Here is a 25,866-nt window from a genome sequence, read left to right as displayed (position 1 = left end):
AGAACGCGAAGAGCCTATCAATGCTCTGACTTCGCGGTTTCGCGTGAACTCGTATGACATTGCCATGAGATCACGCTTGTGCAAGGGGCCTCTGGTGTTCGAGCGATCAAAGGGCACGGGCCGGGCCGCTGACCGCAACCTCTTCTATCCCGCGGCGCCTACCCTGTACATAATGTCCAACCCGTTCCTCTCAGAAGACCCCGAGATAAGGCCCGAGCGCCCGATGCTGGCGCTTGTCCTCGGCAACACCATGCTCTCCACCGTCCCCGGCATATCGGGAGCCGGGCCGACCCCCGAAAAGACTCTGCTCACCCCGAACCTGGATGCGGAGCTCGTCACGACCGGCGCGATCACGAGTGTCGCGGCCCGGCCGAACACCCCCACCGGCTGCCCGACGCCCGCGACCATCACCCGCTCCATGGTAGAGCTGACCGGGCTTGCCCCCGTCATCATCAACGCGGGGCTCGCCCATACGCCAACCGTCCCCTGCATCGACGTCTACGGGAGCCCCGGGGGCGATCCGAGGACGGAGGACGCGGTGCCGCAGGCGGCGCTCCTCTTCGAGCGGGGCGAAGCGGTCGGTCGGCTTCTTGCGCAGTACAGTGATTTCTTGATGCTCGGGGAGTGCGTTCCCGGCGGGACGACCACCGCCCTCTGCGTTCTGCGGGCGCTCGGCTACGACGCCTCGGTCAGCAGCGCGTTTGTAGAGAACCCTCTTGGACTGAAAGACGCCGTCTGCCGGGAAGCGCTCGCCCGGATCGATGCGACCGGTGCGAAAGAGCCTCTCGAGATCCTCCGCGCCGCCGGCGATCCCATGATGCCGGTCGCTGCAGGGATCGCGAGCGCCTACTCCGGCAAGATCCTCTTTGCCGGCGGAACCCAGATGCTTGCCGTTGCGGCCGTCCTGAAAGCGCTCGGAAGACGGGTGCCCGGTCTTGCGACGACGGTCTACGTCAGGGACGATCCGTCCGCCGGGTTCGTCCGGTCGGTTGCCGACGTCGGCACCGCCGCGTACTACGTCGACCCGAACTTCGCCGAGCTCGGGCACGTCGGGCTCGCCCGCTACTGCATCGGCGAAGTCAAGGAGGGGATGGGGGCCGGAGGGGCCCTGACGCTCGCGTACCTCATGGGTCACGAGCCCGAAGAGATCTCCCGAAAAGTCTTCGATTTCGTCGGGAAGTATGCCTGAGGGAAGGACTATTACCTTTTTGCATCCATCTATAAGCAATGCTTCCACTCTATGTGGTCAACAATCACGGACAGTTCAACCACCTGATCCTCCGGACGCTCCGTGACATGGATATCGAGGCCACGATGGTCTCGAATGAGACCCCGCCGGCCGAGGTCGCCCGGGGCTGCCGGGGCATCGTCCTCGGTGGCGGTCCGACCCTTGAGCGCGCCGGCGTCGCCTCTGCGTACCTTGACCTCGGTCTTCCTGTTCTCGGCATCTGTCTCGGGCTCCACATCATGGCGACGGCCCGCGGGGGTGCGATCCGCCGGGGTGCGAGCGGCGGGTTCGGTGCGGTCGAGGTTGAGATCCTCGAACAAAGCCCCCTCCTCCAGGGCTACTCCGACCGGATGCAGGTATGGGCATCGCACGCGGATGAGGTCTCGGTTGTGCCGGAAGGGTTTGTCCGGCTTGCAAAATCATCCATCTGCGGCGTGGAAGCGATCGCATCTCCCGATGAACACCTCTACGGCATCCAGTGGCACCCGGAGGTCAGCCATACCGTCAACGGACGGCTTCTCTTTGAGAATTTTGACAGGATATGCTCGGAGTAGATGACGTTGCGGCTCAACTCGGGTCGATTGGATTTCGCTGCAGGGGGTGCGGCGCCTGCTGCCGGCGGGTTGCGGAGGACTCGAACCTCGTGCTGGTGAGCCCTGCCGAGGTCCGGGCAATCATGGCGGCGACCGGTATGGCCTGGGACGAGGTTGCCGAGCCCTATCCCGACTTTATCGATGCCGGGAACGGCGCCGAGTACACCCTTGCATGGTGTCTCAGGCGAACGGCCGATGCCTGCATCTTCCTCCGGGACGGGCGGTGCTCGATCTACGCTCACCGCCCCTGGATCTGCCGCACCTACCCCTTCATGCTGGTGGACGACGACCTTGCGGTATCGGAGTGCCCCGGCCTCGGTGCGCCGCTCACTCCTCTCGATGCGCTCGATGCGGCGGCCGACCTCTGCAGGCGGCAGGCCGCCGAGGCGGTAGAGGAGGCCGGTATCCGCGCCGTCTTCCATGAAGCGACGGTGCCGCCGGGGAAGCGCGCCGTGATCGACAGCGAAGGTGTGAAGGTGCTCGATGACTGAGATCCGCCTTGTCGGGACGGCGCACGTCTCGCGGAAGAGCGTTGAAGAAGTCCGATCCGCCATCGAGGAGTTTCAGCCCGATATCGTCGGCGTCGAGCTCGACCGGGGGAGGTTCATATCGCTCAGAGAGGAGGCGGCCGAACCCTCGGTGGGGGAGATCCTGAAAAGCGGGAACTTCGGCCAGCTCCTCGTTCAGTGGGTGCTCACCTACATCCAGCAGCGGATCGGCGCAGAAACCGGCGTGAAGCCCGGTGCCGAGATGCTCGCCGCCGTCGAGGAGGCCGAGGCGCACCAGAAGCCCGTGGCGCTCATCGACCGGGATATCCGGATCACACTTGCCCGGTTCTGGGGCCGGATGGGTATCTGGGAGAAGATCAAACTCATCGGAGCCCTGATCTATTCGCTCGTGAGTGTCGAGGGGCAGAAGATCGACGTCGACGAGTTCACGGACCAGGACGTCGTGAGCGCCGCCATGGAGGAGTTCAGGAAGTTCTCTCCCCGGGGCGCACAGGCCCTGATCGATGAACGGGACGCCTACCTGGCCCACCAGGTTCTGATGCTCACCGGCCGGTACGAACGGGTGCTCGCCGTCGTCGGCGCCGGGCATATCCAGGGTGTGCAGCGCTATCTGGACGCACCGGAGACGCTGCCGCCGCTCCCGACTCTGACCGCCGGGGTGAAGACCCTGCCGTGGGCGAAGATCATCGGAGTGGGCGTCACCATTCTCTTCCTCCTCCTGATCGCCGCGATAGCCTTCTCGGGCGTGGGGCTCGACGTCCTGCTGACCGCTCTCCTCTACTGGGTTCTGATCAACGGGGTTTTGTGTGCTGTGTTCACCCTGGTTGCCGGCGGGCATCCCCTCTCGGCCGCCACGGCGTTTGCGGTCTCCTGGATGACGTCGCTCAACCCCCTGCTTGCGGCGGGATGGTTTGCCGCCATCGTCGAGGCGAAGATACGCAAGCCCGCCGCCGGAGAATTCCGGCAGATCATCGAGGCGGAGACTCTTGCGGAGATGCGGCGGATCCCGCTCTTCCGCGTGGTGCTGGTTGCAGCTCTCGCGAACGTCGGGAGCACGCTCGGGACAATCATCTACTTCCTCTTCATCTTCCCGGTCCTCGGGATCGATCCGACCGTGGTCATCGTCGAGGGGTTCTCGAACATGGTGGAGATGATACGGGGCCTCTTCTAGGCCGGCCTTTCTGCCGGAGTCCTTCCTTCCTCCATTTCCCCAAGGTATTTAGGCCAGGAGTGCCCACCATCGTTGCATGAGTCCGATTGGTGGAACGGTTAATCTCGGTGTCACCGTGATACGGAGCAGGCACAGCGTGCGGAAGTACAAGGACAGCCCTATCGAGGATAAGATTGTAAAAGACGCCCTCGACTGTGCACGACTTTCCCCGACCGCGCGAAACGAGCAGCCCTGGCTCTTCGGGACGATCCAGAACCGCGATACGCTGAAGGCGATTGCCGGTCTCGCCGAGAACGCCCGGTTCATCGCCGATGCGCCCATCTGTTTCGCCGTCTTCGGGAAGCGGGATGCGAAATACTACCTCGAAGACTGCTGTGCGGCGACGATGCAGCTCCTCCTCGCGCTCCAGGCGTGGGGTGTCGGAACCTGCTGGGTTGCGGGGGAGAAGAAGGACTATGCCGAGGATGTCCGGAAACTCCTCAACGTCCCGGAGGAGTACACGCTTGTCTCGCTCGTGCCTGCAGGATACCCCGAGGAAATCCAGATCAAGGAGAAAAAGGTCCTCGATGAGGTCACGTTCTTCGAGCGTTACGAGGAAGAAGAATAAAACCGTATATCGCAAATCTCTTTTTTTGCTGCGCCTTCTTCATCCGTCGCTCTGTTTTGCCGGGCAGTAGGGGCAGAGGGCGTTCTCGACGTCGTCGGCTTTCTCCCTGACCGGGCAGAGGTATTCCCCGTTCCTGACCTCGACCTCGAGCCCGCCGGGAAACGGCGTGCCCACCGGGTGAGCGGGGCGGTCGAGGACGAAGATGTTGAAAGCGGCAAGGAGGAAGTAGAGGAGTTCGAGGTGCTGCTCCCCTTCGTCCTCGCGGAGGCACGTCTTCTCGACCATATCGCAGAAGTCCCGGAATTCGCCCGGGAGCGGCCTGTCCTGCACCTCCGGGTCTCCCCGGCGGGCGGCGGCAATGAGGGTATGATGCGTCTTGAAGATCTGCTCCATCACGCTCGGGTAGAGGCGTCGCCGGTATCCGGCGGGGACGGACCGGAGGTCGCGCTCCACCCTCCCCCGCATCTCCTGGAGGTCGAAGAGCGAGTAGCCGGACACCTCACGGTAGAGGATCTCCGCGAGTTCCCTTTGGGTCTTCGCCGACCGCAGGCGGGCGCAGACCCGCCGGACATCGCCCTTCGTGCTCATCGCATCACGCAGATATGATTTGTACCTCCAGATGCATCAGTCCTTCCGTTGCGCACACAAACAGAAAAATTTATATTTGTAAGAAGGAAACTTCCTTCCGATGAATGGTGAGAACACGTTGTGGGTGAGCCGGGAGGCCGGGGCATGATAGACTCCGGCGCCACGGCGTTTATCCTGGTCTGTACGGCACTGGTCATGCTGATGACCCCGGGAGTGGGACTCTTCTACGGAGGCTCGTGCGCCGGAAGAACTTCATCTCGATGATCGCACTCTCGTTCATCGCGTTCGCGCTCGTCAGCATCCAGTGGGTCGTCTGCGGCTACAGCCTCTCCTTCGGCGCCGACATCAACGGGCTGATCGGGGGCCTGGAGTACGCCTTCCTGCAGGGTGTCGGGATGGACGGCGGCGGTATCCCGGATCTGCTCTTTATGGCCTTCCAGATGGTCTTTGCGGGCCTCACGCTTGCAATCGTGACGTCCGGGGTTGCGGAACGGATAAAGATCAGCTCGTTCGTCGTCTTCGGTCTGCTCTGGACGACGCTGGTCTACGACCCGCTTGCCCACTGGGCCTGGGGCGGCGGATGGGCGGCTCAGTTCGGTGCGCTCGACTTCGCCGGCGGTACGGTCGTCCACATCAGCTCCGGTTTCTCTGCGCTGGCGCTTGCGCTCGTCATCGGGAAGCGTCTCGGGTTCGGCGGCCACGGCATGGAGCCGAACAACATCCCGATGGTTCTCCTCGGCGGGGCGCTCCTCTGGTTCGGGTGGTTCGGGTTCAATGCCGGGAGCGCTCTTGCCGCGGACGGCCTTGCGGCGAACGCGTTCGTCGCGACGAACATCGCCGCCGCTGCCGGGGCACTCGCCTGGCTCTGTGCCGCCTGGGTTCGCGGCAGACCCGGATCGGTCGGGATCATCAGCGGAGCGATTGCCGGGCTCGTTGCCATCACGCCGGCGGCGGGGTTCGTCACGCCCATGGCCGCGATTCCCATCGGAGCCGTTGCCGGGCTTGTCTGCTACGGCGCGCTGCTCTTCCGGGTTCGCGAGGGACTCGACGAGAGCCTCGATGCGTGGGCGATCCACGGTATGGGCGGGATCTTCGGCGCTCTCGCAACCGGGATCTTTGCGGTCGCGGCTATCGGCGGCGTGGACGGTCTGCTGTATGGAAATCCGGGCCAGTTCCTCATCCAGATGCTGGATGTGGCCGTCGTCGTGGCCTACTCGTTCGGCGTGACCTACGTCATCGCAAAGGTCGTCGATCTGGCGATGGGCCTGCGGGTCACCGAGGAGGAAGAGTATGTCGGCCTGGACATCGCCCAGCACGGCGAGTCCGTGCGGGTTTGAGGTGGTGCGGATGAAGATGGTTACCGCAGTCATCAGGCCCGAGATGTTCGATGCCGTGAGGGCGGCGCTCGAGGCCGACGGCATCTACGGGATGACCGTGAGCGAGGTGATGGGGCGGGGGGCGCAGAAGGGTATCGCCCTCCGGTTCAGGGGAAAGACGGTGCCGGTCGAACTCATCCCGAAGGTGAAGATCGATATGGTCGTCAGGGACGGCGATGTCGAGCGGATCGTCGGGATCGTCCGGGCGAACGGCCGTACCGGCAGGCCGGGCGACGGCAGGATCTTCGTCCTGCCGGTCGAGAGCATCTGCCGGGTGCGGACGGATCAGGAGGATCCGGAGGAATTGTAACTTTTTTTTTGGGCTGGCTCGAAGGAGGGGTTTTGCTCTGAGAGCGGTTAGTTGGACAGGATGTTTGGACTCTGAACATTCAGTTTGCTGCTACTCGCGCCTGCGACACTCTATTCCTACCACTTGTGATCGCACAACTCTTGCACGGCTTTTCGGTGGGTATCGCCCTTTGGGGAGGGGCTGACGGGGAGTGCGATGGGCGGAACGCCCGGAGCTCGACCACCGTCAGGTGGGGAGGGGGGCACGCCCCCCTCCCCTGTCTCTTCGCATCAGACAGTGTTCAAATACGTGCTTCGAAGATCTTCGGCCATCTCAAGCCTCGAACACTATCCGTCGGCCCTTTCATGATAGGAGCGCTCCCCCTATGTGGGCGCCCGCAAATTTCTCATCAACCCCCCACCACCCGCGCTTCGCGCTCCTCCCGCCCCCCCGCAGGGGGGCGGGCAGTGCGTGGCGATGCTCCCATAGTCCACTGTATCGAATTCTTCTTTGGTTGAAGTTGCTAGTTGTCACGACTCCACTGTCTCCGTACTCGCCTCCCCGGCCCTCACCTTCGCTACAGTGCTCCGGTGCATGGAGGGTGACGGCAGGGCATGGAGTGAATATGAACCGGTGTCTCTACTCCCCTCCCCTACTTTCCAAAATGCGGCAGAACCTCCTTCGCGTAAAACTCCATGAACTCCTGTTGCTGCTGCCCGATCTGGTGGATGCAGACGTGGTCGAACCCCTTCCCGATGCTCTCCTCAATCTTCTTGATATGCGCCTCCGGGTCTGGGCCGCAGACGACGTGCTCCGCCACGTCTTCCGGCGTCACCATCTTCGCCGCCTGCTCGTAGTGAACCGGCGTGGGGAGGAGCCGATTGAGTTCTCCCGTGTTTGCGGGGATCGGCCAATGCTCGTATGCGGTTCTGCGCCCGACCTCCTCGGTCCGGGCCCAGCAGACGGAGTTCTCGATGTATGCCGGTTTATCCCCGCCCCCGGAGTCGCGGAAGATGACGAGGTTCTCCTCGGCGTTGCTGCCCGGGTTGATGAACCCGTCGCCGACCCGCGCGGCCATGGACGCGCTGATCGGGCCTTCCGACGCAATGTAGATCGGGGGGAGTTCATCCGGGAGCGAGAAGACCTGCGCGTTCTCGAGCGTGTAGAAAGCGCCGTAATAGTTCTTCATCCCGCCCTTCCAGAGCAGCCGTATCACCTCCACCGCCTCCTCGAGCATCTCGATCCTGACCGGCGCCGGGGGCCAGCGGTCGCCGAAGACGTGCTCGTTGAGGTTCTCTCCCGACCCGAGACCAAGGGCAAACCGCCCCGGCATCATCATGGCGGTGGTTGCGGCGGCCTGGGCGATGATGCCGGGGTGAATCCGTATCGTCGGGCAGGTGACGCCCGTCACCAGCGGAAGAGCCGCCGTCACCTGCGAGATGCCGCCGATGACGCCCCAGACAAACGGGCTCTGTCCCTGCCTGCTCGTCCAGGGGTGGTAGTGATCCGATATCATGGCAAACGCAAAGCCGGCGTCTTCCGCCTGGCGGGCGTTGCAGACCAGATCAAGCGGACCGTGCTCCTCGCACGCCAGTTTATAACCAATCTCGACCATCCGTCATCACATCCGTGCCGGCGCCCCCCTCAAGCATCTCACGGCATATAGGTTTCCCCGGCCCGGCACCAGATAAATAGAACCCTCGCCATACTGTACTGCATGGCAACGCCTACTCTCCAGGTGGCGCTCGATCTCCTTGAGCTCGATCGTGCGGTTGAGATCGCAGATGAGGCGGTCCGTGGCGGTGCGGACTGGATTGAGGTCGGGACGCCCCTGATCAAGAGCGAGGGGATGCAGGCCGTGCGGACGCTCCGGGAACGCTTCCCCGGTCACGAGATCGTCGCGGACATGAAGATCGCCGATACCGGGGCGATTGAGGTTGAGATGGCGGCGAAGTCCGGCGCCGGTGTCGTCTGCATCCTCGCGGACGCCGACGATGCCGTGATCGTCGAGGCGGTCCGCTCCGCCCGCAAGTACGGCGTCCGGCTCATGGCCGACCTCATCAACGTCGCCGATCCCGTCTCCCGGTCACGGGAACTTGCCGCGCTCGGCGTCGACTACATCAACGCCCACGTCGGCATCGACCAGCAGATGATCGGCAGGTCGTCGCTCGACCTCCTCCGCCGCCTTGCCGGGGAAGTGGGCACGCCCGTCGCCGTTGCGGGCGGGCTCGATGCAGAGACCGCATCCGAGGCGGTCGCCGCCGGGGCTTCGATCGTCATTGTCGGTGGAAACATCGTCAAGGCCGCCGACGTGACCGGGGCGGCGCGGCGGGTGCGGGAGGCCATCGACCGGCCCGAGATCCGGCCGCGGGAGGAGGAGAGCCCGGACGCTGTTATCCGCCGCCTCTTCGAAGCGGTCTCCGCACCGAACGTCACCGATGCCATGCACCGGAAGGGCGCGATGGCAGGCATCGTCTCGATCTGCGGCAGGGTCAAGGCGGTCGGCCGGGCGGTGACGGTCCGGACCCTCGCCGGCGACTGGGCAAAACCCGTCGAGGCGATCGACGTCGCCGGGCCGGGAGATGTTCTCGTCGTCAGGAACGAAGGGAGGACGGACGTCGCCCCCTGGGGTGAACTTGCCACTCACTCCGCGAAGAACCGGGGGGTTGCCGGCGTCGTGATCGACGGAGCGGTGCGGGACGTGGACGATATCCGGGAGATGAAGTTCCCCGTCTTCGCCACGGCGACCGTCCCGAACGCCGGGGAACCCAAAGGTCTCGGGGAGATCAACACCGAGATCGCCTGCTGCGGACAGGAGGTGCGGTCGGGCGACTGGATCGTCGCCGACGAGAGCGGGGTCGTGGTGGTTCCCCGGGAACGCGCGTACGAGGTCGCACGGAGAGCAATGGAGGTCAGGAAGAACGAGGAGCGGATCCGCGAGGAGATCCGGCGCGGCCGGACGCTCTCGGAGGTCTCCGAACTCCTGAAATGGGAGAAACGGCACTGACCGGCGGCGGGCACCGCTTTTATCTCTTTTTGCGATAGAATACCTGATCACCGGCATCGGGGAGGAACGGCAGCGTGATGCGAGATATCAGGGAGTCGGTCTTTGAGGTTCTCCGGGCAGTCCTACCCATCATTCTTGTCATCATCATCTTCAAGGCCGCTCTGCTCCGGGTGCCGCCGTCGGATCTCCTCCAGTTCCTGCTCGGTAGCGGCATGGTCGTTCTCGGGATCGCGCTCTTTCTCACCGGTGTCAAGGCGGGCCTCCTCCCCGTCGGCGAGGCGATTGGGTCTGAACTGCCCGCCCGGGGTTCGCTTATGCTGGTCGTCGCAGGCTCGTTTCTCTTTGGCTTCCTGACGATCATCGCGGAGCCGAACCTCCGTGTCCTCGTAGATATGCTTGATGCCGTTCCGGGAACCGGCATCCCCGCGGTTCCCCTGCTCCTCGCGATCGCGGTCAGTGTGGGTTTCGTCATCACCGCCGGCGTCCTCCGGATCATCTTCGGGTTTCCTCTCGCGTACCTCTTCGTTGCGGGATACGGTGCAATTCTCCTCCTTGCGCCGTTCTCGTCGCCCGAGTTTCTCGCCGTGGCGGTCGATGCGGGAGGGATAACCACCGGACTCCTGACGATCCCGATCATCCTGGCGCTCGGCGCCGGTGTCAGTGCGGTTCTTGCCGGACGTTCGGCTCTCACGGACGGCTTTGGGTTGATCGGGCTCGCCTCGATCGCTCCCATCCTCGGTGTAATGGCGATGGGGTTGGTCTACCCATGATCACAGCGGCGGTTCTCGCCGGCATCGACCGGGTTGCCCTCGAGGTTGTCCAGGCGCTCCTCCCCCTGCTCATCTTCTTCGGGATTTTTCAGGCGCTCTACCTGAAACTTCCGCGAGTCTACGTCGTGAACCTCGCCAAAGGCGTCCTGCTCGCTTCCATTGGCATGGTTCTTTTTCTTCAGGGCGTCAATGTCGCGTTCCTCCCGGCGGGCAGGGAGATCGGCGAGGCCGTAGCCGCGTTCGACCAGCGGTGGCTGCTCATCCCGTTCGGGTTCTTCCTCGGTTTTCTCGCTACCTATGCGGAGCCTGCAGTCAGAGTTCTCGGCTATCAGGTTGAGGAGTCGTCGAGCGGTTACATCGGGGAGTCCCTGATCCTCTACACCCTCTCCTTCGCGGTCGCCGTCTCCGTAGCGCTCGGGATGGCCCGCCTCGTCTACGGCATCCCGCTGCTGTGGCTCCTTATTCCCGGCTACCTCCTCGTCATCATCCTTCTTCTCTTCACTGAAAAGGAGTTTGTCGGGATTGCATTCGACTCGGGGAGTGTCGCCACCGGCCCGATGGCGGTCACCTTCCTCCTCTCCCTTGCCGTCGGGGTTGCGGCGGGGATCGAGGGCCGCAACCCCGTCGTGGACGGGTTCGGGCTGATTGCGCTGATCGCGCTTGCACCCATCCTCTCGGTGCTGATGCTCGGCATCCTCTACCGGAGAACACGAGGTGAAGATACGTGAGCAACGATTACGGTAACGAACTGATCGTCACGATCGTAAAACGGGGCTGGTCCGAGCCGGTGCTCGCGGCGGCCCGCGGCGCCGGGGCCGAGGGAGGAACCATCCTCCTCGGCCGCGGAACCGGTATTCATGAGGTAAAGACGCTTCTCGGGATCGCCATCGAGCCCGAGAAGGAGATCATCTTAACGGCCGTCGCCGCCGACCGGACGGATGCGGTGCTCGATGCAATCGTCGCCGCCGCAGAACTGGACCAGCCCGGGATGGGCCTTGCGTTCGTCCTCCCGATCAGGCGCATCGCGGGAAGGGTTCATATGTTCCGCAAGGACGAGGCCGAGGGGCCGGGAGCGCCCCGGACTCCCATGTGATCCGGGGTTACCTCGAGAGGGATGCCTTGAGGAGTTCCCCGCCGCGGGCGAGGATCTGCCGGACGGCGTCCTCGACCTGGTCCACGCGCAGGATCAGGACGGCCGCATCTTTTCCTGAGTAGGCGTAGGCGTACTCGATGTTGATCCCGGCGTCCCCGAGGATCGACGCGATATCCGAGAGGCCGCCGGGCTCGTCGCGCATCTTTACGCCGATGACGTCGGTGAACGAGACGCGGAACCCGAGATCGGTCAGCGTCCGGTATGCGTCCTCCGGCCGGTCGACGAGCGCGCGGACGACCCCGAACCCGTCCGCCTCGGCGATGCTGAACGCAAGGATGTTGATCCCCGCATCACGCAGCGCGCCGGCGATAGCCGCGAGGCGCCCCGGGCGATTCTCCGAAAAGATTGAGATCTGTTTGACGATATACGACTTCTCCATTACAATGACCTCCTGTCAACAACCTTCTTCGACTTGCCTTCGAACCGCGGAAGAGTTCCCGGTTCGACCAGTTCGACGTCCACGCCCACGTTCAGCGAGCTCCGCAGGCGGTGTTCCACGGCCTTCTTGATCACCATCAGTTCGGTGATCTTGTCGGAGAACGCCTCCTCGCTCACCTCCACCCGCACGAGCATGGAGTCGAGCGCACCTTTCCGGTCGACGACGATCTGGAAATGCCTGCCGACCTCGGGGATCTCGAGCAGCGCGTGCTCCACCTGTGAGGGGAAGACGTTGATGCCCCGGACGATCAGCATATCGTCCACCCTCCCGCGGATTCGGCCGATGCGCGGATGGGTCCGCCCGCAGGCGCAGGTTCCTTCCTCGATTGCCGTGAGGTCGCCGATCCGGTACCTGACCATGGGAAGCGCCTCTTTCTGCAGCATGGTGATGGTCAGCTCGCCCTGCTCTCCGGGCTGGAGCACCTCGCCGGTCGCGGGATCGATAATCTCGATGAGAGCGAGGTCGCCCCAGATGTGGATCCCCTGCTGCTCGGCGCACTCGGTGAACATCGGGCCGGAGAGTTCGCTCGTCCCGTATATGTCGTAGGCGCGGATCCCGAGCCAGTCCTCGATCCTGCCCCGCATCTGCTCCGACCAGGGTTCGGCGCCGAGGAAGCCCATGCGAAGGTCGGTGTCGTTCTTGATCGAGACGCCCATCTTCTCCGCCACCTCTCCGATGTGGAGGAGATAGGAGGGGGTGCAGGCGATGGCGGTGACGCGGAGATCCTGCATGAGTTCGATCTGCCGCTCGGTGTTCCCGACGCTCGTCGGAAGGACGGTCGCGCCGACCCGTTCGGCGCCGTAGTGGGCCCCGAGGCCGCCGGTGAAGAGGCCGTAGCCGTAACTCACCTGCATAACGTCGCCCCGCCCGAGGCCGCAGGAGGAGAACGCCCGTGCGAGCGACTCGCTCCAGTTCTCGATATCGCGCTCCGTGTAGCCGACGACCGTCGGTTTCCCCGTCGTCCCGGAGGAGACGTGGTACCTGACCAGTTCGTTCTGTTCGGCGGAAAAGATCCTGTCCGGGTAGCCGTCCCGCAGGTCGCTCTTGTACATGAACGGGAGTTTCGCGACATCTTCGAGCGCCCTGATGTCGTCGGGGTGAACCTGCTGCTCCTTCATCCGGCGCCGGTAGAAGTCGTTGAAGCTGTAGAGCCGGTACACCAGGGATTTTAAGAGCTTGAACTGGAGCCGTCGCAGTTCGTCGAGCGGCATCTCTTCCGTCCGCGGGTTCCAGGGTGCCATCAGATCGCCCCCCGGCGGTCGACGACCCGTTTTGCCTTCCCCTCGAACCGGGGGAGCGTTTCCGGCTCCACCAGTTTCACCGCGGTCCGAAGGCCGAGCGTATTGTGGAGTTCGCCGGAGATCTTCTTCTGCATGCGGGCAAGATCCTGCAGTTCGCCGGAGAACCCCGCCCTGCTCATCTCTACCTCGATAGTCATCTCGTCAAGATGTTTGACGCGATCAATATATACGATGAACTGCTCCCCGACCTCCGGGAGGGCGCGCAGCACGTGCTCGATCTGGGACGGGAAGACGTTGATCCCCCGGATGACCAGCATATCGTCGCTCCGGCCCGTGATCCGTTCGATCTTCTGCCCGCGCCCGCAGGCGCACCCGTCATCCATCAGCCGGGTCACGTCGCCGGTGCGGTAGCGGACGAGCGGCAGAGCGTTCTTGACGAGCGGTGTGATGACGAGTTCGCCGCGCTCCCCGGGAGCGAGCCGCTCGCCACTCTCCGGATCGATGATCTCGACAAGGTAGCAGTCGTGCCATATGTGAAGCCCGTCCCTCTCCGGGCACTCGAACGCTACGCCGGGACCGTACATCTCCGAGAGCCCGTAACTGTCGTAGGCCTTCACCCCGAGACGCCGTTCGAGCTCTGCCCGCATGCTCTCCGACCAGGGTTCGGCCCCGAATATCCCCGTTTTCAGGGTATCCAGCGTCTTTCCCATCGACTCGGCCACCTCGGCGAGGTGAAGGGCATAACTCGGCGTGCAGTGGATGGCGGTCACCCCGAAGTCCTCGATCATCTCGATCTGGCGGCGGGTGTTTCCGGTCGCGCTCGGGATCACGGTCATCCCGATCTTCTCGGCGCCGTAGTGGAACCCGAGCCCCCCGGTGAAGAGGCCGTAGTTGACGGCGTTCTGAAAGACGTCGTCCTCGGAAAGACCGATCATCGTCATGTTCCGTGCGATCAGTTCCGACCAGTTATCCAGGTCCTGCCGGGTGTAGCCGACAACGGTCGGCTTGCCCGTCGTGCCGGAGGTGGTGTGAATTCGGACGATCTCTTTTAAGGGAACCGCGAAGAGGCCGAACGGGTATCCGGCCTGGAGCTCCTTTTTGTAGGTAAAAGGGAGTTTCTCCACGTCGTCGAGCGTCCTGATGTCGTCGGGCGAGATGCCGGCATCTTTCAGTTTTCTCTGGTACAGCCCTACTTTCTGTGCCTGGGCTAGCGACCATTTCAGCCGCTTCAGTTGCAGATCCGCGAGTTCGCTAGATCGGATCGTCTCCATCTCTCTATTCCAGAACATAGTATCCCATCGGTTGTTCGCCGGTTGGAGAGATCGTGCTCCATCCGGCTATATTGCCCGGTATCTGGTTGCGATACTCCTGACGGTCCCGCTCCGGCAGGCCGTCGGGCATACTTTACCGTTATATGAGCCGGCGGTGCGGAAAAGGTTTGTCAATGCGTGGCATGGTACGCCGTGACACTCCACTGCTCCGGCTCCACTGTCCCGTGCCGTCAGGGTGTTTCTCCCCGAACCGTCTCCGGAGCAGCCCCCGCGGGCACCCGCACCGGACGGCGGCGGCACAGGCGGCCGGCCGGTCGATCCACTCTTCTTACACTGAGATTGCGTTCTCTCTGTATCCGGGAGATTCGATGCATTAATCATCGAAAACAGCCCAATAGTCATTTCCAGAGTGATCAGATGGCAGCGACGGAACCCTGGCTCCCCGTCTTCGGCTACGGGGGGCACATCAAGGCGACGACACGGGAGCTCATCATCGCGCGCGGGAGCGATACCCGGCGTTATCCCATACAGGCGGTGAAGCACCTTCTGGTCGTCGGCGGGCATACCCTGCACACCTCGGCGGTGACGAATCTCCTCAAAGCCGGCGCTGCCATCACTATCTTCGATATCGACGGCACGCCCGTCGGGTATCTCTACCCTTACGGCTACCGGCCGGACGAGTCGGTGCGCCTCGCCCAGGAGCGGGCCGGCCCCCACCGGTTCGCTCAGCCGCTCGCGCGGGCCGCTCTCCAGTCGAGGCTTCTCCTCCTCGAGGAACTCTACGACCACACCGGGCACGACATCTTCTACGCCGGAGAACTCGACTTCCTCCACCAGGCCCGGGAAGAACTCTCGGCCTCGGTCACGATGGAGAATCTGCGGCGGCTCTCCCGCCTGACCACCGATATGTACTACGAGATTCTCTCCCGCACGCTCCCGCCGGAACTCGGGTTCCGCCGCAGGACGAGCCGTCCTTACCTCGACCCCGTCAACGCAATGTTCTCGCTCGGGTACGCGATGCTTTACGGCAACTGTTGCGTCTCGGTGATCGGGGCTCACCTCGATCCCGATCTCGGCATGCTTCACGAAGGGGCGGGGAGTTTCGTCCACGACCTCATCGAACCGCAGAAGGCCTCGATGGTGGATCGCGCCGTTATCCGGTTTGCCCGCGAAGAGATCTCAAGCGGGGATTACGAATGCGGAGAAAAGCGGTGTTATCTTGGCGGTGATCTCTCGTCCCGGCTGGCCACGGCGCTCCGCGACTCCATCGATCAGGACCGTATCGACGCGCAGGTGCGCATCGTGCGGGATGCGCTCCTTGCGAACGCCGAGTTTCACGTGCTGTACTGGTAACTGCCCCGCTGGATGGTGAACTCGGGGTAAGGGGCGTGGGGAACCTCCTGCTGGATGATATCCCTGATGACGACCCGGGGACACCCGTACAGCATGGAGACAAACTTGTCGAGGACGACCGGGTCGGCGGTTGCGGTGATGAGCACCCGCCCGTCGGGCAGATTCATCGCCTCGCCGCCGACACCGAGATTGGTGGCGATCCTCTTGATGCACGCGCGGAACCCGACGCCCTGCACTCTTCCCGAGACTTTGATCTCGACTGTCTTCACAGCCAGTGCTCCTGGATGATCCGCATGGACATATCCAGCTCGTCGTATACCTCGTCCCGGATCATCGAGTCGCGGATGTTGAGCGCCTCGCTCACGGCCAGATCGAGGATCTCTCTCGAGCGGTCTTCGTAACGCTCCGCGTAGATCCGGCACGCCATATCGCCGAGCACGAATGCCCGCCGTGAGAGCGGCCTGATGATTCGGGCCTCTTCGAGAGCGCAGAGCAGCATCCTGTCCGCAACCTCATGCTGCCCTGCGCCCCGGGCAATGAGGTAGAGTTCCGTGTAGTAGGCCGCCCGCTTTGCCCTGTCGGGCGCCGCACGTATCGCCCGATCGAGCGTGACCATGTCCTTTGTGGTGTACTCGCCGTTCCGGATTTTGTCCCGGCAGTCGAGGATCCTGGCATAGACGGTGTTCTTCCATGACTGGGGCATGGTCTGCTCGAGCTGGACCGTCAGGTTGTACCGGATCCTGTCGTCATCGATGGCGGAGACAATTTCGGCGGCACGCTCTCGGGCGGCAGGTTTCCCGCTCGCCCGGTAGAACGAGAAGAGCATCTGGGCCATCCGCTGCTTCGTCATGGCGGTGATGAACGGGATCTGAATGTAGCCGGCGGTCTGCTCCATGCCGTTTAACAGTTCCTCGATCTCCTCCTGGTCGCCGTACGTCTCGGCGAACTGCGCCACGTCAAAGAGCATCGAGAGCCGGACGTAGGGGGAGGGGATGTTCACGACGGTGTGGCACATCGAAGAGAGGATCTCCTTTCTCTGTGCGGGTTCGCTGACCATGTCGAAGACTGCCGCGAGAGCGTCGACGTATTCGACCGGATCCTCGATCCTGCCGACCTGCCCCATCGCCCACTCGACGTCTTTTTCCTGCCGGTTGACGGCACTGAGGTTTCTTGCGGCGTAGATCAGGTTCTTCCTGACGAACGCCTCCCGCTCGCTCCCTATGGCATCGAGCGTCTTCTGCGCCTCGGCAAGATACTCCCTGGCTGCATCGTGATCGATCCCGGCCATGAGTCCGGCGAGGTCGGAGAGCATGATCGCGCGGACGGACGGATCGGAGAGGTCGCCGATGGTCTCGTGGAGCCTCCGGATGATCGTCTCGGCCTGCTCAACGTTTTCGAGAGCCGAGTAGGCGCTCACGATCCGGTACATCCCGGTGTAGCGTGCGTAGACGTCGCCGGTGTGCTCGAAGAGCCGGTACATCAGTTCGAGCACCGGCTGCGCTGCCGCCCCTCCTTCGATCCCTTCGAGCAGGTAAGCCGTCACCTCATAGGGATCGGCCGAGTCGAATTCTTTCGTGTAATCGGTAAAGAACGTGAGGATCCGCTGGATCATGGCGGTTCGCTCGTAGTCGCCGTCGATCTCCAGGGAGAAGAGCGACATGGGTGCCGCAAAGATCGGGCTCGCGTAGATCTGTGTGTACTCGAGCATGATATCGACGTAACTTGCTATCTTGATCGATACCTCCTCGTGCGGGGTGCTGGTCTTGAGGAGATCGAGCGCTATTTCGAACGGCTCCATCATGCCGTCGAAGATCTGCGCCTTCCTCCGGGTGAGCTGGTCTGCCACCTGCAGGCTCCCGACCCGGACGTAGCCCTCGATGAGGGGATCGGCCAGTTGCCGCTGCAGGGACGGGTCGGCGATCTGGGAGAGGATCTGGCCCGCCTCGTCCAGCGCCTGGAGCGAGAGCTGCTCGATCCCGTACATGATCAGGCCGTGGACGACCTTGCCCATCGCAAAGAGGCAGTAGTCCCGCTCCAAGAGGGACGTGGAGAGAACCCGCATCCCGTGGAGCAGGTCGAGGTCGGCGTCCTCAACGGCGAGCACGGCAGCCTGGTCCACGATGCCCCCCATCGCCTCGGCCCGTGCCCGCTGATCCACGATCTCGCAGGTGAGTCCGGTCGCGTTCCGGAGGAGATCCCGGTCTTTCCGGACGACGCCGATCCTTGCCATCTCGACCGCGATGGTCGAGATTGCCTGCTCGCGGAGATCCTGTTCTCCAATCTGGCTAACCAGATCCACGAGGGCCGAAGGCTCTTTCTGGCGAACGAATCCTCGCTCGATCAGGATGGTGTTGCACTCGAGAAGCAGGGTGTCCTGTCCGCGGTGCGAGCTGGTGAGTTCCTTTATGGCTGGTATATGCCTGACGACCTCGTCAAAGTCGTACTCCTTGCAGAAGTCGGTCACCGCCTGGTGAACCAGCGAATCGGCGATCTCGATATCCAGTGTGGCGAGGATGTTCTCGCGGACGAGCCCGATCTCGTCGCGCCGGACACCCTCCTTGATCAGGCGGACACTGGTGTCGAAAAATTGGGCGTTGATCCTCTGTGCACTGCTGCTGGCCTTTTTCATGACCTCGATTGCGTGATAGAAGTCGCCCATGCGGGAGAGTGCGTCGGTGATCTGCCGGTAGAGCTGGGCGGCTTTCGTAGCGTCGCAGGACTCGTCGATCAGCGGCGTGATGTCGAGGAGGATGGTCGGGTTGCCGCTCTTCTCGACGACCGCGATCCCGGAGAGGACGATCTCTTCGATGGGGAGCTGGGTCTCTGCGCCCCGGGCGTTGAACTCGAACGCCTTCTCGAGGAACCAGCGCTCCCCGCTCCGCTCGGCTTTCTTCAGGAGTTCGAGGACGAGGGTCTGCCCTGCCCACGGTTTTTCGTCGTCGATCCTGAGCAGTTTGGTGTATACCTGTTTCTTGTCCCGCTGGCGGTCGAGGAGCTGCTCGGTCAGGATCGCGAGAACCTCCGTGAGCCGCTCTTCGGGGATGTCCGGGAGGGAATCGATGATCTGTTCGACATCGGAGATCTCCTTCTTTAGCGAGGATTTCCAGGTCGCGTCCACGATGTCGGCGATCGAGTTGGTGCGCCGGATCTTCTGGTTGATCTCGGTGGCGCTTGAAAGCCCGCCGATCACGAGGTTGATGTCGCCGGCCTCGATGCCTGCCCCCGCAATCGCCCGGGCCACGTCGGCGTGGAGCTGGGACTGCCGCGATATGTCGCCGATCTCGGGAAGCATCTGGAGAGCATACTGCATGATGTCGACGTTCTGGTGCTTCTGCCCGTACTGGATGAAGAGCGGGATGATCTCGGAGAGGATTGCAGAACGGTATTTGCGGATGCTGATCTTATCGAAGGCCTCTCCGCCTTTCTCGATGTAGTGGATGTCGCCGGAATCAACCCCGGCCTCGACAAGGTCACGGGAGATCCTGGCGAGGATATCGGATTGATGGCTTTTACGATCGAGTTTATCGACCAGGGTGAATATTGCCGAGAACCACGCTTCGTCCTTTTTCTCGCTATAGGTGACGGCGGCACGCCTGGCGAGTTCGAATATCTCTTCTCTGGTCGGTTCGACGAGCTGGCTCAAGAGTTCCGGCTGGCCTTCGTTGAACGCCGCTTCGACCAGGGCGGTATTCATCTGCTCGTAGAGCGATCTCTTCTCCTTCCTCGTCTGGGTCTCCGATATGTCCGAAACCACCTTTTCAAGCTCACGCAGATCGCCAGAAGAGATAGCGGAGTTGATCTTCTGTTTTATCTGTAGTTTTCCATCCATTTTGATCAGCGCTCTCCCGTGGGTTCTGCATCATGCATGTCCATTATCAGATATATAGATTGCCCCCCTCTCACAAGAATGTTTTTCAATGGATTCGGAGAGTTCCTCAAAAATATCAGGGATAAGGTGGAGTATAGCAGTCATCCCGGGCACCCCGGGCGGAACTGATTCATGGGGCTCCCGATCCCGCGGGTGAGGGGTCGGCGCGGTGAGGCGATCGTGCCAGACAGACTGCGTGCACCTGGTGCTCGCGCTCTGGCTCTGCGACCCGTCGCGCTTCGAAAACGCTTCGCGTTTTCTCATGCTCCGGACGTCCCGTCCGTCGCGCTTCGAAACCCTTCGGGTTTTCTCACGCTCTGGCCCTTCGGCCCGTCGCGGCCATCATTATCTCCCGGTACATGGCGTCCGCGACGGCCGGGTCCTTTGCCTCGATCATGATCCTGATCATCGGTTCCGTGCCCGATGCCCGCACCAGCGCCCAGACGTTGTCCCTGATGATCTTGATGCCGTCGATCTTCTCGACGGTCTCTCCCGTGAATGCCTCTTCGACGGTGCGGACCAGCGCCGCCGGGTCGGCGGTATGGTATTTCTCCTTGACCAGGTGATACGCCGGGAGTTCGTCGACGATATCCGAGAGTTTCCTGTCCTGATGGCTCGCGAGCACCGCCACCATCATGGCGGCGGTCATGCCCCCGTCCCGGCAGAACTGGTGGTCGGGGTATATCAGCCCGCCGTTTCCTTCGCCCCCGAACGAGACTTTCCTGCCCTCGCCGATCAGCTCGATCATCCTCCTCGCGACGTAGATGCTCCCGACGGGTGTGTAGTCGACGGTGCAGTTGTGTTTCTCCGCGATATCCCGGATCAGCCGGGAGGTGGCGACCGGGGTGACGACGAGTCCGCCGCCGTTTCTACCGCAGACATAGTCCTCGACCAGACCGAACTCGTAGTTCTCTTCTATATAGCGTCCTTTGGTATCGACGAAGACCGCCCGGTCTGCGTCGCCGTCGTGCGCCACCCCGAAGTCGGCGCCCGTAGCGAGTACCATCTCCGAGAGGGGCTGCAATCCTTCGGGGGTCGGTTCGGGCATCCGGCCCGGGAAGGTGCCGTCGAGCCTGCCGTTGATGGTATGGACCCGGCACCCCATCCTCGAGAGGATGATCGGGGTCGTGAGCGCTGCGGGCCCGGAGCCGGGGTCGACGACGACGGTCATGCCCTTGCCGATGCCTTCCGGGAAGTGGTTCACGACGGCCTCGATGTACTCCTCCAGCCGGACGGGTGCGGCGCTCTCCTTGCCGACACCGTCCCACTCGACCACATCGAACTCCTCTGCAAAGAACCGGCCTTCGAGCCGGATGATCTCCTCATCGGACATCTCGGTACCGTCGGCCTCGACGATCTTCACGCCGTTATACTCGGGCGGGTTGTGGGATGCGGTGATCATCGCGCCGCCGCCAAACCGGTTGGTCTTGATGATGTACTGCAGGGCCGGGGTGGGGAGGACGCCCATGTCCACCACGTCGCACCCCGTCATCAGGAGTCCGGCCTTGAGGGCATGGGTCAGGGCTTCGCCGGATGTTCGCGTGTCTCTGCCGACTGCGATGGTGCCTCTCCTCATCGATCCGAGCGCTGCGCCGATCTTGAGGACGAGGGCCGGCGACATCGTCTCTCCGATCACACCCCGCACGCCGTTCGTTCCAAACATCTGTTTTCCATTTCGCATCCCATCACTTCTCCACGTCGTGTAGTTCTCGTTTTAGCCTGTCAATTGCGTTGGCGGCGGCGGCGAACGCCTCCTGCCGGTGTTCCGCAAGTATAGCAAGATATGTTATATCCTCTCCAGCATAGAGGCGCCCTTTCCGGTGGTAGAACCGGGCACCGATGATTCCCGGGACGGTTTCCATCTCTTTTCGGATGCTCTCCGTCACGGCGTCGACGGTCTCGTCGAAGTCCATGTATTCGGTCCGGTCGTCCCCCGACCATTCCCTGACGATCCCGTTGAAGGTGAGGATGGCCCCGGCGTGCGGGACGTCGCACTCGCGCTTCAGTTCCCTGACCAGCCCCTCGACGGTATGGTAGTCCTCGAACCGGTCGAGTGCGGCGATCGCCTCCTCGATAGTGGGGTTGCGGAGCACGACGTTCTCGCTTTCGAGATCGCCGATCACTATCCGCGGAAACGATCTCGACTTGAACCCCTCGAGTATAGCATACTCAACCCCGGCGTTGCAGAGGATCTCCAGTGTGGAGTTAAGATCGTTCTCCCGCCTGACGATGACCGACTTCTCCTCGTCGACACCGCCGGATATAGCAGCATACGATTCATAATACAGGGTCGTGTCCTTTCCGGGCTCGAGCGAAAAGCCGTGGTGTCCCAGGTGTTTGACTGCTCCGACGGTCCCTTGTTTGGAAAGCGCCCCGATCAGGCTCTTTATGAACGTGGTCTTCCCGGTGTTCGAGCGGCCGACGATCTGTATGATCTTCATATCTCCTCCTTTTCTTCTTGACTCTGTACTTCCGGCTCTCCCGGCTCCTGTACTTCCTGGCTCTCGCCTTCCTGGCCTGGCCGGGTCTTCAGGATGACCGAAGCCGCCTCGGCCACGCCACGCATCACCTCGGTGATCCGGTCCTCGACGTCGATCTCGTCGTCGAGGTTCAGGCTCGTTCCTTCCACCTCCAGCAGGAACCGGGCGACTTCGCTCGCCTCAAAGAGGATCTCGTCGAGTTCCTCTGCGGTGAAAAAGCCGCACATGGCCCCGTAAAAGAACGTGGCACCTGCTTTCTTCACCTTCTTCTTGAACGAGCTCCTTGCCTGGTTGACCGCCTGCGGGGAGTAGGAGTCGACCATGAACGGGCAGAGTTCGGGGAGGTTCTCCCCGATGAACGTCATCTCCGAGCCGCTGGTGGTCTTGAAGTCTGCGCAGAGGCGTGCGATCGCCCACTCGCGGGCGGTGATGTGGGTGTGTTTGCGCAGGAACTGGTTGACCCGCTGGTAGGTGGCGCCATCCACCTTCTTGAATTTCTGGTACTTGTTCGGGTCTTTGATGCTGTCAGGTTCTTCCATTTTACCTACCTCTTGTTGGTTTTGCTATTTCAATAATAAGGCTGGTTGAACGGTGACGGTTCAAAAGAAACCGGATGCGCCGCCGGGATCGGTCTGTCGTGCGGGTGCTGCCGGTGTCACGATCACTCTCTGTCAAGATATAGCATCATAGGGTTTATGTCTGTCTCTTTGCTCCCGGGTTCGGGGCGGTGATCCGGTCATCGGAGTGGGCTATTCTCCTGTTTGCGGCACAATAATCGGTTCGAGTGCTCGATAACGGCTGGCGGGTGAGATCGTATCGGGCTTCGGAGATGGTTCTGATCGTGGTGGGGGGCATACGGAAACCCATTTGGGTTTCGGACTGCTTTGAACTCACAAACCCTGTGTTCGCAGCCCTCGCCGGTGCCCGAACGGTCCGGGGGCATATGGGCTTTGAGGGTGCGGCACCCGGGTAAATGTCCGGCAGTACGGATCTTCATCAAATTGGTTTTGTCCTGCCCGATCTCCCGGAGCGCGCCGTTGCCCCGATTTTCGGGTGGTCGTCCGGATCCGGCGCCCTCATATCGCGATTCTGAGCCGGGATCGTGATCCTTCTGATGCAAGGGGTTGTCGGAGGGGGCGGTCGGGCGTCTGTGCTCGCATATGGAGGTCATTTATATATGGGCGCCAGGCAGGGGTCGCGTGGCGCCTGTGCTGCTCCCGGTCCGTTCACTTTCTCCCCGCGCGGTAAGGGGTTCATATACCTGAACGGGGACGTATTCAGTAGGGTTTGCTGCCCCGCCCCCACCTGGGGTGCAGCCCCTCATACCTCCGAACTCCGAACCAATCTGCATCACCTTCCATCCATTTTTTAAGGATCCGGGTCTGCCCGGCCTTTCTGCAACTTTCTGGCGCGTTTTAGGTGTGTTCCGGGAACTGTGGTTCGTCTTCCGCGGCGGCATGGTTCCGGGGGCGGGTGCTCTCGTTTCCCGGGTGTTCGCCCGTCTCCCGGGAGATCGGCGGGTTCCTGCGGCCGGGACGTGTCTCTCTCCGTAACGGCTCTCCCGGTGCGGGTACCGTGTGGTTGGGCTGGCGGGTCTTCTCTGCGCCGGGCCCGCGTTCTCTGGCGGCATAATGCGTTGCGGGGAATAGGCATTTACCGCAATCTTGATATGCTCGGTTATTTAATTTATTGTACAATGGAAAACGCCTGTTTCTCGGAATGGCTGGATCGCTTCAGCAGTTACCTCCGGATGCGGAACTATTCGCCCCGGACCATCGAAAAATACCTGCAGACTATTCGGCGTTTCGCCCGATACGCCTGGCTGCGGCAGAACTCGGACGGGGTCTCGTTTGATGGGGCTGCGTTCGAGAACGCTCCGCTGGATGCCGACGTCAACGTTTCTTCGGCTCTCGTCACCGATTTCTTCTCTTATCTTGCGGAACAGCAGGACTACAAGCCCAAGACTCTCCACCGGATGATCTCGACGCTCTCTTCGTTTTACAAGTATCTCTACGTGCAGGGCGCCGTGGTCGCCGACCCGATGCTCGGGGTGGAGCGGCCCCGGATCAAGAATCAGGAACTGAAATACCTCAAACACAGCCAGGTTCTCCGCCTGATCAACACCATCGAGAGCGAGCGCGACCGGCTGATTGTCCGCCTTATCTATGCCACCGGCGTCCGTGTTTCGGAGCTCTGTGCGATATGCGTTGAGGACATCGATTTCGAGGAGCAGACGATACGGGTGAAGGGTAAAGGTGACAAAATAAGAACTGTTTTCATCGACGAAGAGACTCTCGAAGAGATTAACCGGTTTATCGGCAACACGATCGAGGGGCCGCTCTTTTCAGGCCAGCAGGGCAATCACATCTCCCCGCGAACCGTCCAGCATCTCTTCAAGCAATACGCCCCTTCCGGGATTACGCCGCATAAAATCCGGCATTCCTATGCGAGTGAACTCTATCGCCGTTCAAAGAACCTCCGTGTCGTGCAGGAGAACCTGGGGCACTCCTCCATCAAGACGACCGAGATCTACCTGCACACCGACATCGACGAGCGGAAACGCGTCTATCAGCAGTATTTCCCGCTCTCGAACGGAAAAAAGGAGGAGTGATCGGGCACGTCGGGCGATCCGGATGAACTGCATGATGCTATATAGGTTCGGCTTGGCATGGGATCTCGGGGTGCAGCCGTATCGGGGCCGGGAACACGCTGTCTGAACTGGTATATTGCCCCTGTTCTTGCGTCGGCGGCGTAGATACCGGGGCCGCGTCCGCGTCTTCGCGGAAAAAACCCGTCTTGTCTCCTCCCCCCGGGAAGCGTTCCCGTGCCTTTGCCCTTTTCTCTCTCCCGGCAACGCTCAAATCACTGGAGCGCCTATCAATCCATATGCGTTACATCGTCACGGGCGGGGCGGGATTTATCGGGTCCAATCTTGCAGAACAACTGGCACGTGACGGCCACGAAGTCGTGATCGTCGACGACCTCTCCGCCGGGCGGCGGGAGAACATCGAGCATCTCCTGGTTCATCCCCGGGTGACGTTCGTCGAGGGGAGCGTCACCGATCTCGCCCTGCTCGTCGATGCCTGTGCCGGAGCGGACGGCATCTTCCACCAGGCGGCCATTGCTTCGGTTCCCCGATCCGTAGCAAACCCCCTGGAGACGAACGAGGTGAACGTGGCCGGAACCCTGAACGTTCTCTGGGCCGCAAAGGAGTGCGGCGTCCCGGCGGTCGTGGCGGCTTCCACCTCGGCGATCTACGGCGACGATCCGGTCTTCCCGAAATGCGAGACGATGGCGCCGGGACCGCTCTCCCCCTATGCGGTCTCGAAACTTGCGGGCGAACACTACGGAAACGTGTTTGCCGACCTCTATGGTATCCGGACGGTATTCCTGCGTTACTTCAACGTCTTCGGTCCCCGGCAGGACCCGAACTCCGAGTACGCGGCGGTGATCCCGAAGTTCATCACCCGGATGCTTGAGGATAAGCCGCCGATCATCTACGGCGACGGGGAGCAGACCCGCGACTTCATCTTTGTCGGCGACGTGGTGCGGGCGAACATCCGGGCGATGGAAGGCAATGCCTCCGGCGTCTTCAACATCGCCGGGGGCAGCAGGATCAGTTTGAACCGGCTTGCGTCCGTTCTCGCGGAGATCGCCGGCATACACCGCCGGCCGGTTTATGAGCCGCCGCGGCCGGGGGACATACGCGACTCGCTCGCCGAGATCGCCCGGGCACGCGACGCCTTCGGGTTCTCTCCCCGCTGCACGCTTGAGGCGGGGCTCCGCGAAACAGTAGCGTGGTTCCGCGACGGCGGCCGATAACGGTTCCCGGAGCCCGGTTAGTTGATCCGGGGTTGCCACGCTCCCGGGCACGGCAGGTGCAGGAACCTATATATCGTTACTCCACAGTAAAGGGGGGCGAG

The 25,866-nt window shown here is 62.3% G+C and carries 23 protein-coding genes and 1 pseudogene; 14 read left to right on the top strand and 10 right to left on the bottom strand.

The window, feature by feature from the left end; all coding sequences use genetic code 11:
• Nucleotides 1–172: 172 nt before the first annotated feature.
• From cobT to EI28_RS01325, 5 genes are all read left to right on the top strand, one after another.
• Entirely contained in the window at nt 173–1,189 is a 1,017-nt protein-coding gene (gene cobT / locus EI28_RS01345) for a nicotinate mononucleotide-dependent phosphoribosyltransferase CobT (protein ID WP_048112011.1), read from the top strand.
• Nucleotides 1,190–1,227: 38 nt separating this feature from the next.
• Complete coding sequence (locus tag EI28_RS01340; RefSeq protein WP_048112010.1) at nt 1,228–1,782, top strand: GMP synthase subunit A; 555 nt, start codon at nt 1,228–1,230, stop codon at nt 1,780–1,782.
• On the top strand, nt 1,770–2,312 hold the full coding sequence (locus EI28_RS01335) for a YkgJ family cysteine cluster protein (RefSeq protein WP_048112008.1): 543 nt from the start codon (nt 1,770–1,772) through the stop codon (nt 2,310–2,312). Before EI28_RS01340 ends, EI28_RS01335 begins: the two co-directional genes overlap by 13 nt.
• Nucleotides 2,305–3,501, top strand: a complete 1,197-nt coding sequence (locus tag EI28_RS01330) for a TraB/GumN family protein (protein ID WP_048112007.1) — start codon at nt 2,305–2,307, stop codon at nt 3,499–3,501. Before EI28_RS01335 ends, EI28_RS01330 begins: the two co-directional genes overlap by 8 nt.
• A gap of 76 nt (nt 3,502–3,577) precedes the next feature.
• Entirely contained in the window at nt 3,578–4,108 is a 531-nt protein-coding gene (locus EI28_RS01325; protein ID WP_048112005.1) for a nitroreductase family protein, read from the top strand.
• Between the two features lie 39 nt (nt 4,109–4,147).
• Here EI28_RS01325 and EI28_RS01320 read toward each other — a convergent pair whose 3' ends face one another.
• Entirely contained in the window at nt 4,148–4,696 is a 549-nt protein-coding gene (locus EI28_RS01320) for a DUF2115 domain-containing protein (RefSeq protein ID WP_048112003.1), read from the bottom strand.
• Between the two features lie 144 nt (nt 4,697–4,840).
• On the opposite strand from EI28_RS01320, the pseudogene EI28_RS01315 reads away from it, so the two are divergent.
• Both EI28_RS01315 and EI28_RS01310 read left to right on the top strand, forming a co-directional pair.
• Nucleotides 4,841–6,033, top strand: a pseudogene (locus EI28_RS01315) (ammonium transporter).
• 10 nt (nt 6,034–6,043) lie between these two features.
• Nucleotides 6,044–6,382 carry a P-II family nitrogen regulator gene (locus EI28_RS01310; protein ID WP_048112047.1) on the top strand — a complete coding sequence of 113 codons (339 nt, stop codon included), beginning with the start codon at nt 6,044–6,046 and terminating at the stop codon, nt 6,380–6,382.
• A gap of 631 nt (nt 6,383–7,013) precedes the next feature.
• Here EI28_RS01310 and EI28_RS01305 read toward each other — a convergent pair.
• Nucleotides 7,014–7,976, bottom strand: a complete 963-nt coding sequence (locus EI28_RS01305; protein WP_048112002.1) for a TIGR03557 family F420-dependent LLM class oxidoreductase — start codon at nt 7,974–7,976, stop codon at nt 7,014–7,016.
• Between the two features lie 102 nt (nt 7,977–8,078).
• Here EI28_RS01305 and hxlA point away from each other — a divergent pair, with 102 nt between their 5' ends.
• From hxlA to EI28_RS01285, 4 genes are all read left to right on the top strand, one after another.
• Entirely contained in the window at nt 8,079–9,368 is a 1,290-nt protein-coding gene (gene hxlA, locus EI28_RS01300; RefSeq protein ID WP_048112000.1) for a 3-hexulose-6-phosphate synthase, read from the top strand.
• Between the two features lie 77 nt (nt 9,369–9,445).
• Nucleotides 9,446–10,138 carry a DUF1538 domain-containing protein gene (locus tag EI28_RS01295; protein ID WP_048111998.1) on the top strand — a complete coding sequence of 231 codons (693 nt, stop codon included), beginning with the start codon at nt 9,446–9,448 and terminating at the stop codon, nt 10,136–10,138.
• Nucleotides 10,135–10,866: a DUF1538 domain-containing protein gene (locus tag EI28_RS01290; RefSeq protein ID WP_048111996.1), complete on the top strand. Its 732-nt coding sequence runs from the start codon at nt 10,135–10,137 to the stop codon at nt 10,864–10,866. Before EI28_RS01295 ends, EI28_RS01290 begins: the two co-directional genes overlap by 4 nt.
• Nucleotides 10,863–11,231, top strand: a complete 369-nt coding sequence (locus EI28_RS01285) for a P-II family nitrogen regulator (RefSeq protein WP_048111994.1) — start codon at nt 10,863–10,865, stop codon at nt 11,229–11,231. Before EI28_RS01290 ends, EI28_RS01285 begins: the two co-directional genes overlap by 4 nt.
• A gap of 7 nt (nt 11,232–11,238) precedes the next feature.
• On the opposite strand, the gene EI28_RS01280 is transcribed toward EI28_RS01285, so the two are convergent.
• Genes EI28_RS01280 through EI28_RS01270 form a run of 3 tightly spaced genes read right to left on the bottom strand, consistent with a single transcriptional unit; the run spans nt 11,239 to nt 14,260 of the window.
• Nucleotides 11,239–11,670, bottom strand: coding sequence for an ACT domain-containing protein (locus EI28_RS01280; protein ID WP_048111992.1), 432 nt, complete (start codon nt 11,668–11,670; stop codon nt 11,239–11,241).
• Entirely contained in the window at nt 11,670–12,971 is a 1,302-nt protein-coding gene (locus EI28_RS01275; RefSeq protein ID WP_048111990.1) for a phenylacetate--CoA ligase family protein, read from the bottom strand. Before EI28_RS01275 ends, EI28_RS01280 begins: the two co-directional genes overlap by 1 nt.
• Entirely contained in the window at nt 12,971–14,260 is a 1,290-nt protein-coding gene (locus EI28_RS01270; protein ID WP_048111989.1) for a phenylacetate--CoA ligase family protein, read from the bottom strand. The genes EI28_RS01275 and EI28_RS01270 overlap by 1 nt, the downstream gene beginning before the upstream one ends.
• Nucleotides 14,261–14,659: 399 nt before the next feature.
• On the opposite strand from EI28_RS01270, the gene cas1 reads away from it, so the two are divergent.
• Nucleotides 14,660–15,595 (top strand): CRISPR-associated endonuclease Cas1, encoded by a 936-nt coding sequence (gene cas1, locus EI28_RS01265; protein WP_048111988.1) that lies wholly within the window; start codon nt 14,660–14,662, stop codon nt 15,593–15,595.
• On the opposite strand, the gene EI28_RS01260 is transcribed toward cas1, so the two are convergent.
• The 5 genes from EI28_RS01260 to EI28_RS01240 all read right to left on the bottom strand — a co-directional run bounded on the left by EI28_RS01260 (nt 15,577) and on the right by EI28_RS01240 (nt 22,482).
• Entirely contained in the window at nt 15,577–15,864 is a 288-nt protein-coding gene (locus EI28_RS01260) for an acylphosphatase (RefSeq protein WP_048111986.1), read from the bottom strand. The two genes, cas1 and EI28_RS01260, sit on opposite strands and share 19 nt — an antisense overlap.
• On the bottom strand, nt 15,861–19,424 hold the full coding sequence (locus EI28_RS01255; protein ID WP_048111984.1) for a hypothetical protein: 3,564 nt from the start codon (nt 19,422–19,424) through the stop codon (nt 15,861–15,863). Before EI28_RS01255 ends, EI28_RS01260 begins: the two co-directional genes overlap by 4 nt.
• Nucleotides 19,425–19,773: 349 nt before the next feature.
• Nucleotides 19,774–21,144: a phosphoglucosamine mutase gene (glmM, locus tag EI28_RS01250; protein WP_048111983.1), complete on the bottom strand. Its 1,371-nt coding sequence runs from the start codon at nt 21,142–21,144 to the stop codon at nt 19,774–19,776.
• A gap of 4 nt (nt 21,145–21,148) precedes the next feature.
• A complete protein-coding gene (mobB, locus tag EI28_RS01245) occupies nt 21,149–21,904 on the bottom strand; it encodes a molybdopterin-guanine dinucleotide biosynthesis protein B (protein WP_048111982.1) in 756 nt (251 codons plus the stop codon).
• Nucleotides 21,901–22,482 carry a DUF5806 family protein gene (locus EI28_RS01240; protein ID WP_048111981.1) on the bottom strand — a complete coding sequence of 194 codons (582 nt, stop codon included), beginning with the start codon at nt 22,480–22,482 and terminating at the stop codon, nt 21,901–21,903. The genes mobB and EI28_RS01240 overlap by 4 nt, the downstream gene beginning before the upstream one ends.
• A gap of 1,157 nt (nt 22,483–23,639) precedes the next feature.
• Here EI28_RS01240 and xerA point away from each other — a divergent pair.
• A complete protein-coding gene (gene xerA / locus EI28_RS01235) occupies nt 23,640–24,554 on the top strand; it encodes a site-specific tyrosine recombinase/integron integrase (RefSeq protein WP_048111980.1) in 915 nt (304 codons plus the stop codon).
• 275 nt (nt 24,555–24,829) lie between these two features.
• Nucleotides 24,830–25,765: an SDR family oxidoreductase gene (locus EI28_RS01230; protein ID WP_048111979.1), complete on the top strand. Its 936-nt coding sequence runs from the start codon at nt 24,830–24,832 to the stop codon at nt 25,763–25,765.
• Nucleotides 25,766–25,866: the final 101 nt, after the last annotated feature.

Origin of the sequence: Methanoculleus sp. MH98A (genome assembly GCF_000691865.1) — an archaeon.
Classification (GTDB): Archaea; Halobacteriota; Methanomicrobia; order Methanomicrobiales; family Methanoculleaceae; genus Methanoculleus.
This window is presented reverse-complemented; position numbering and strand designations above follow the sequence as displayed.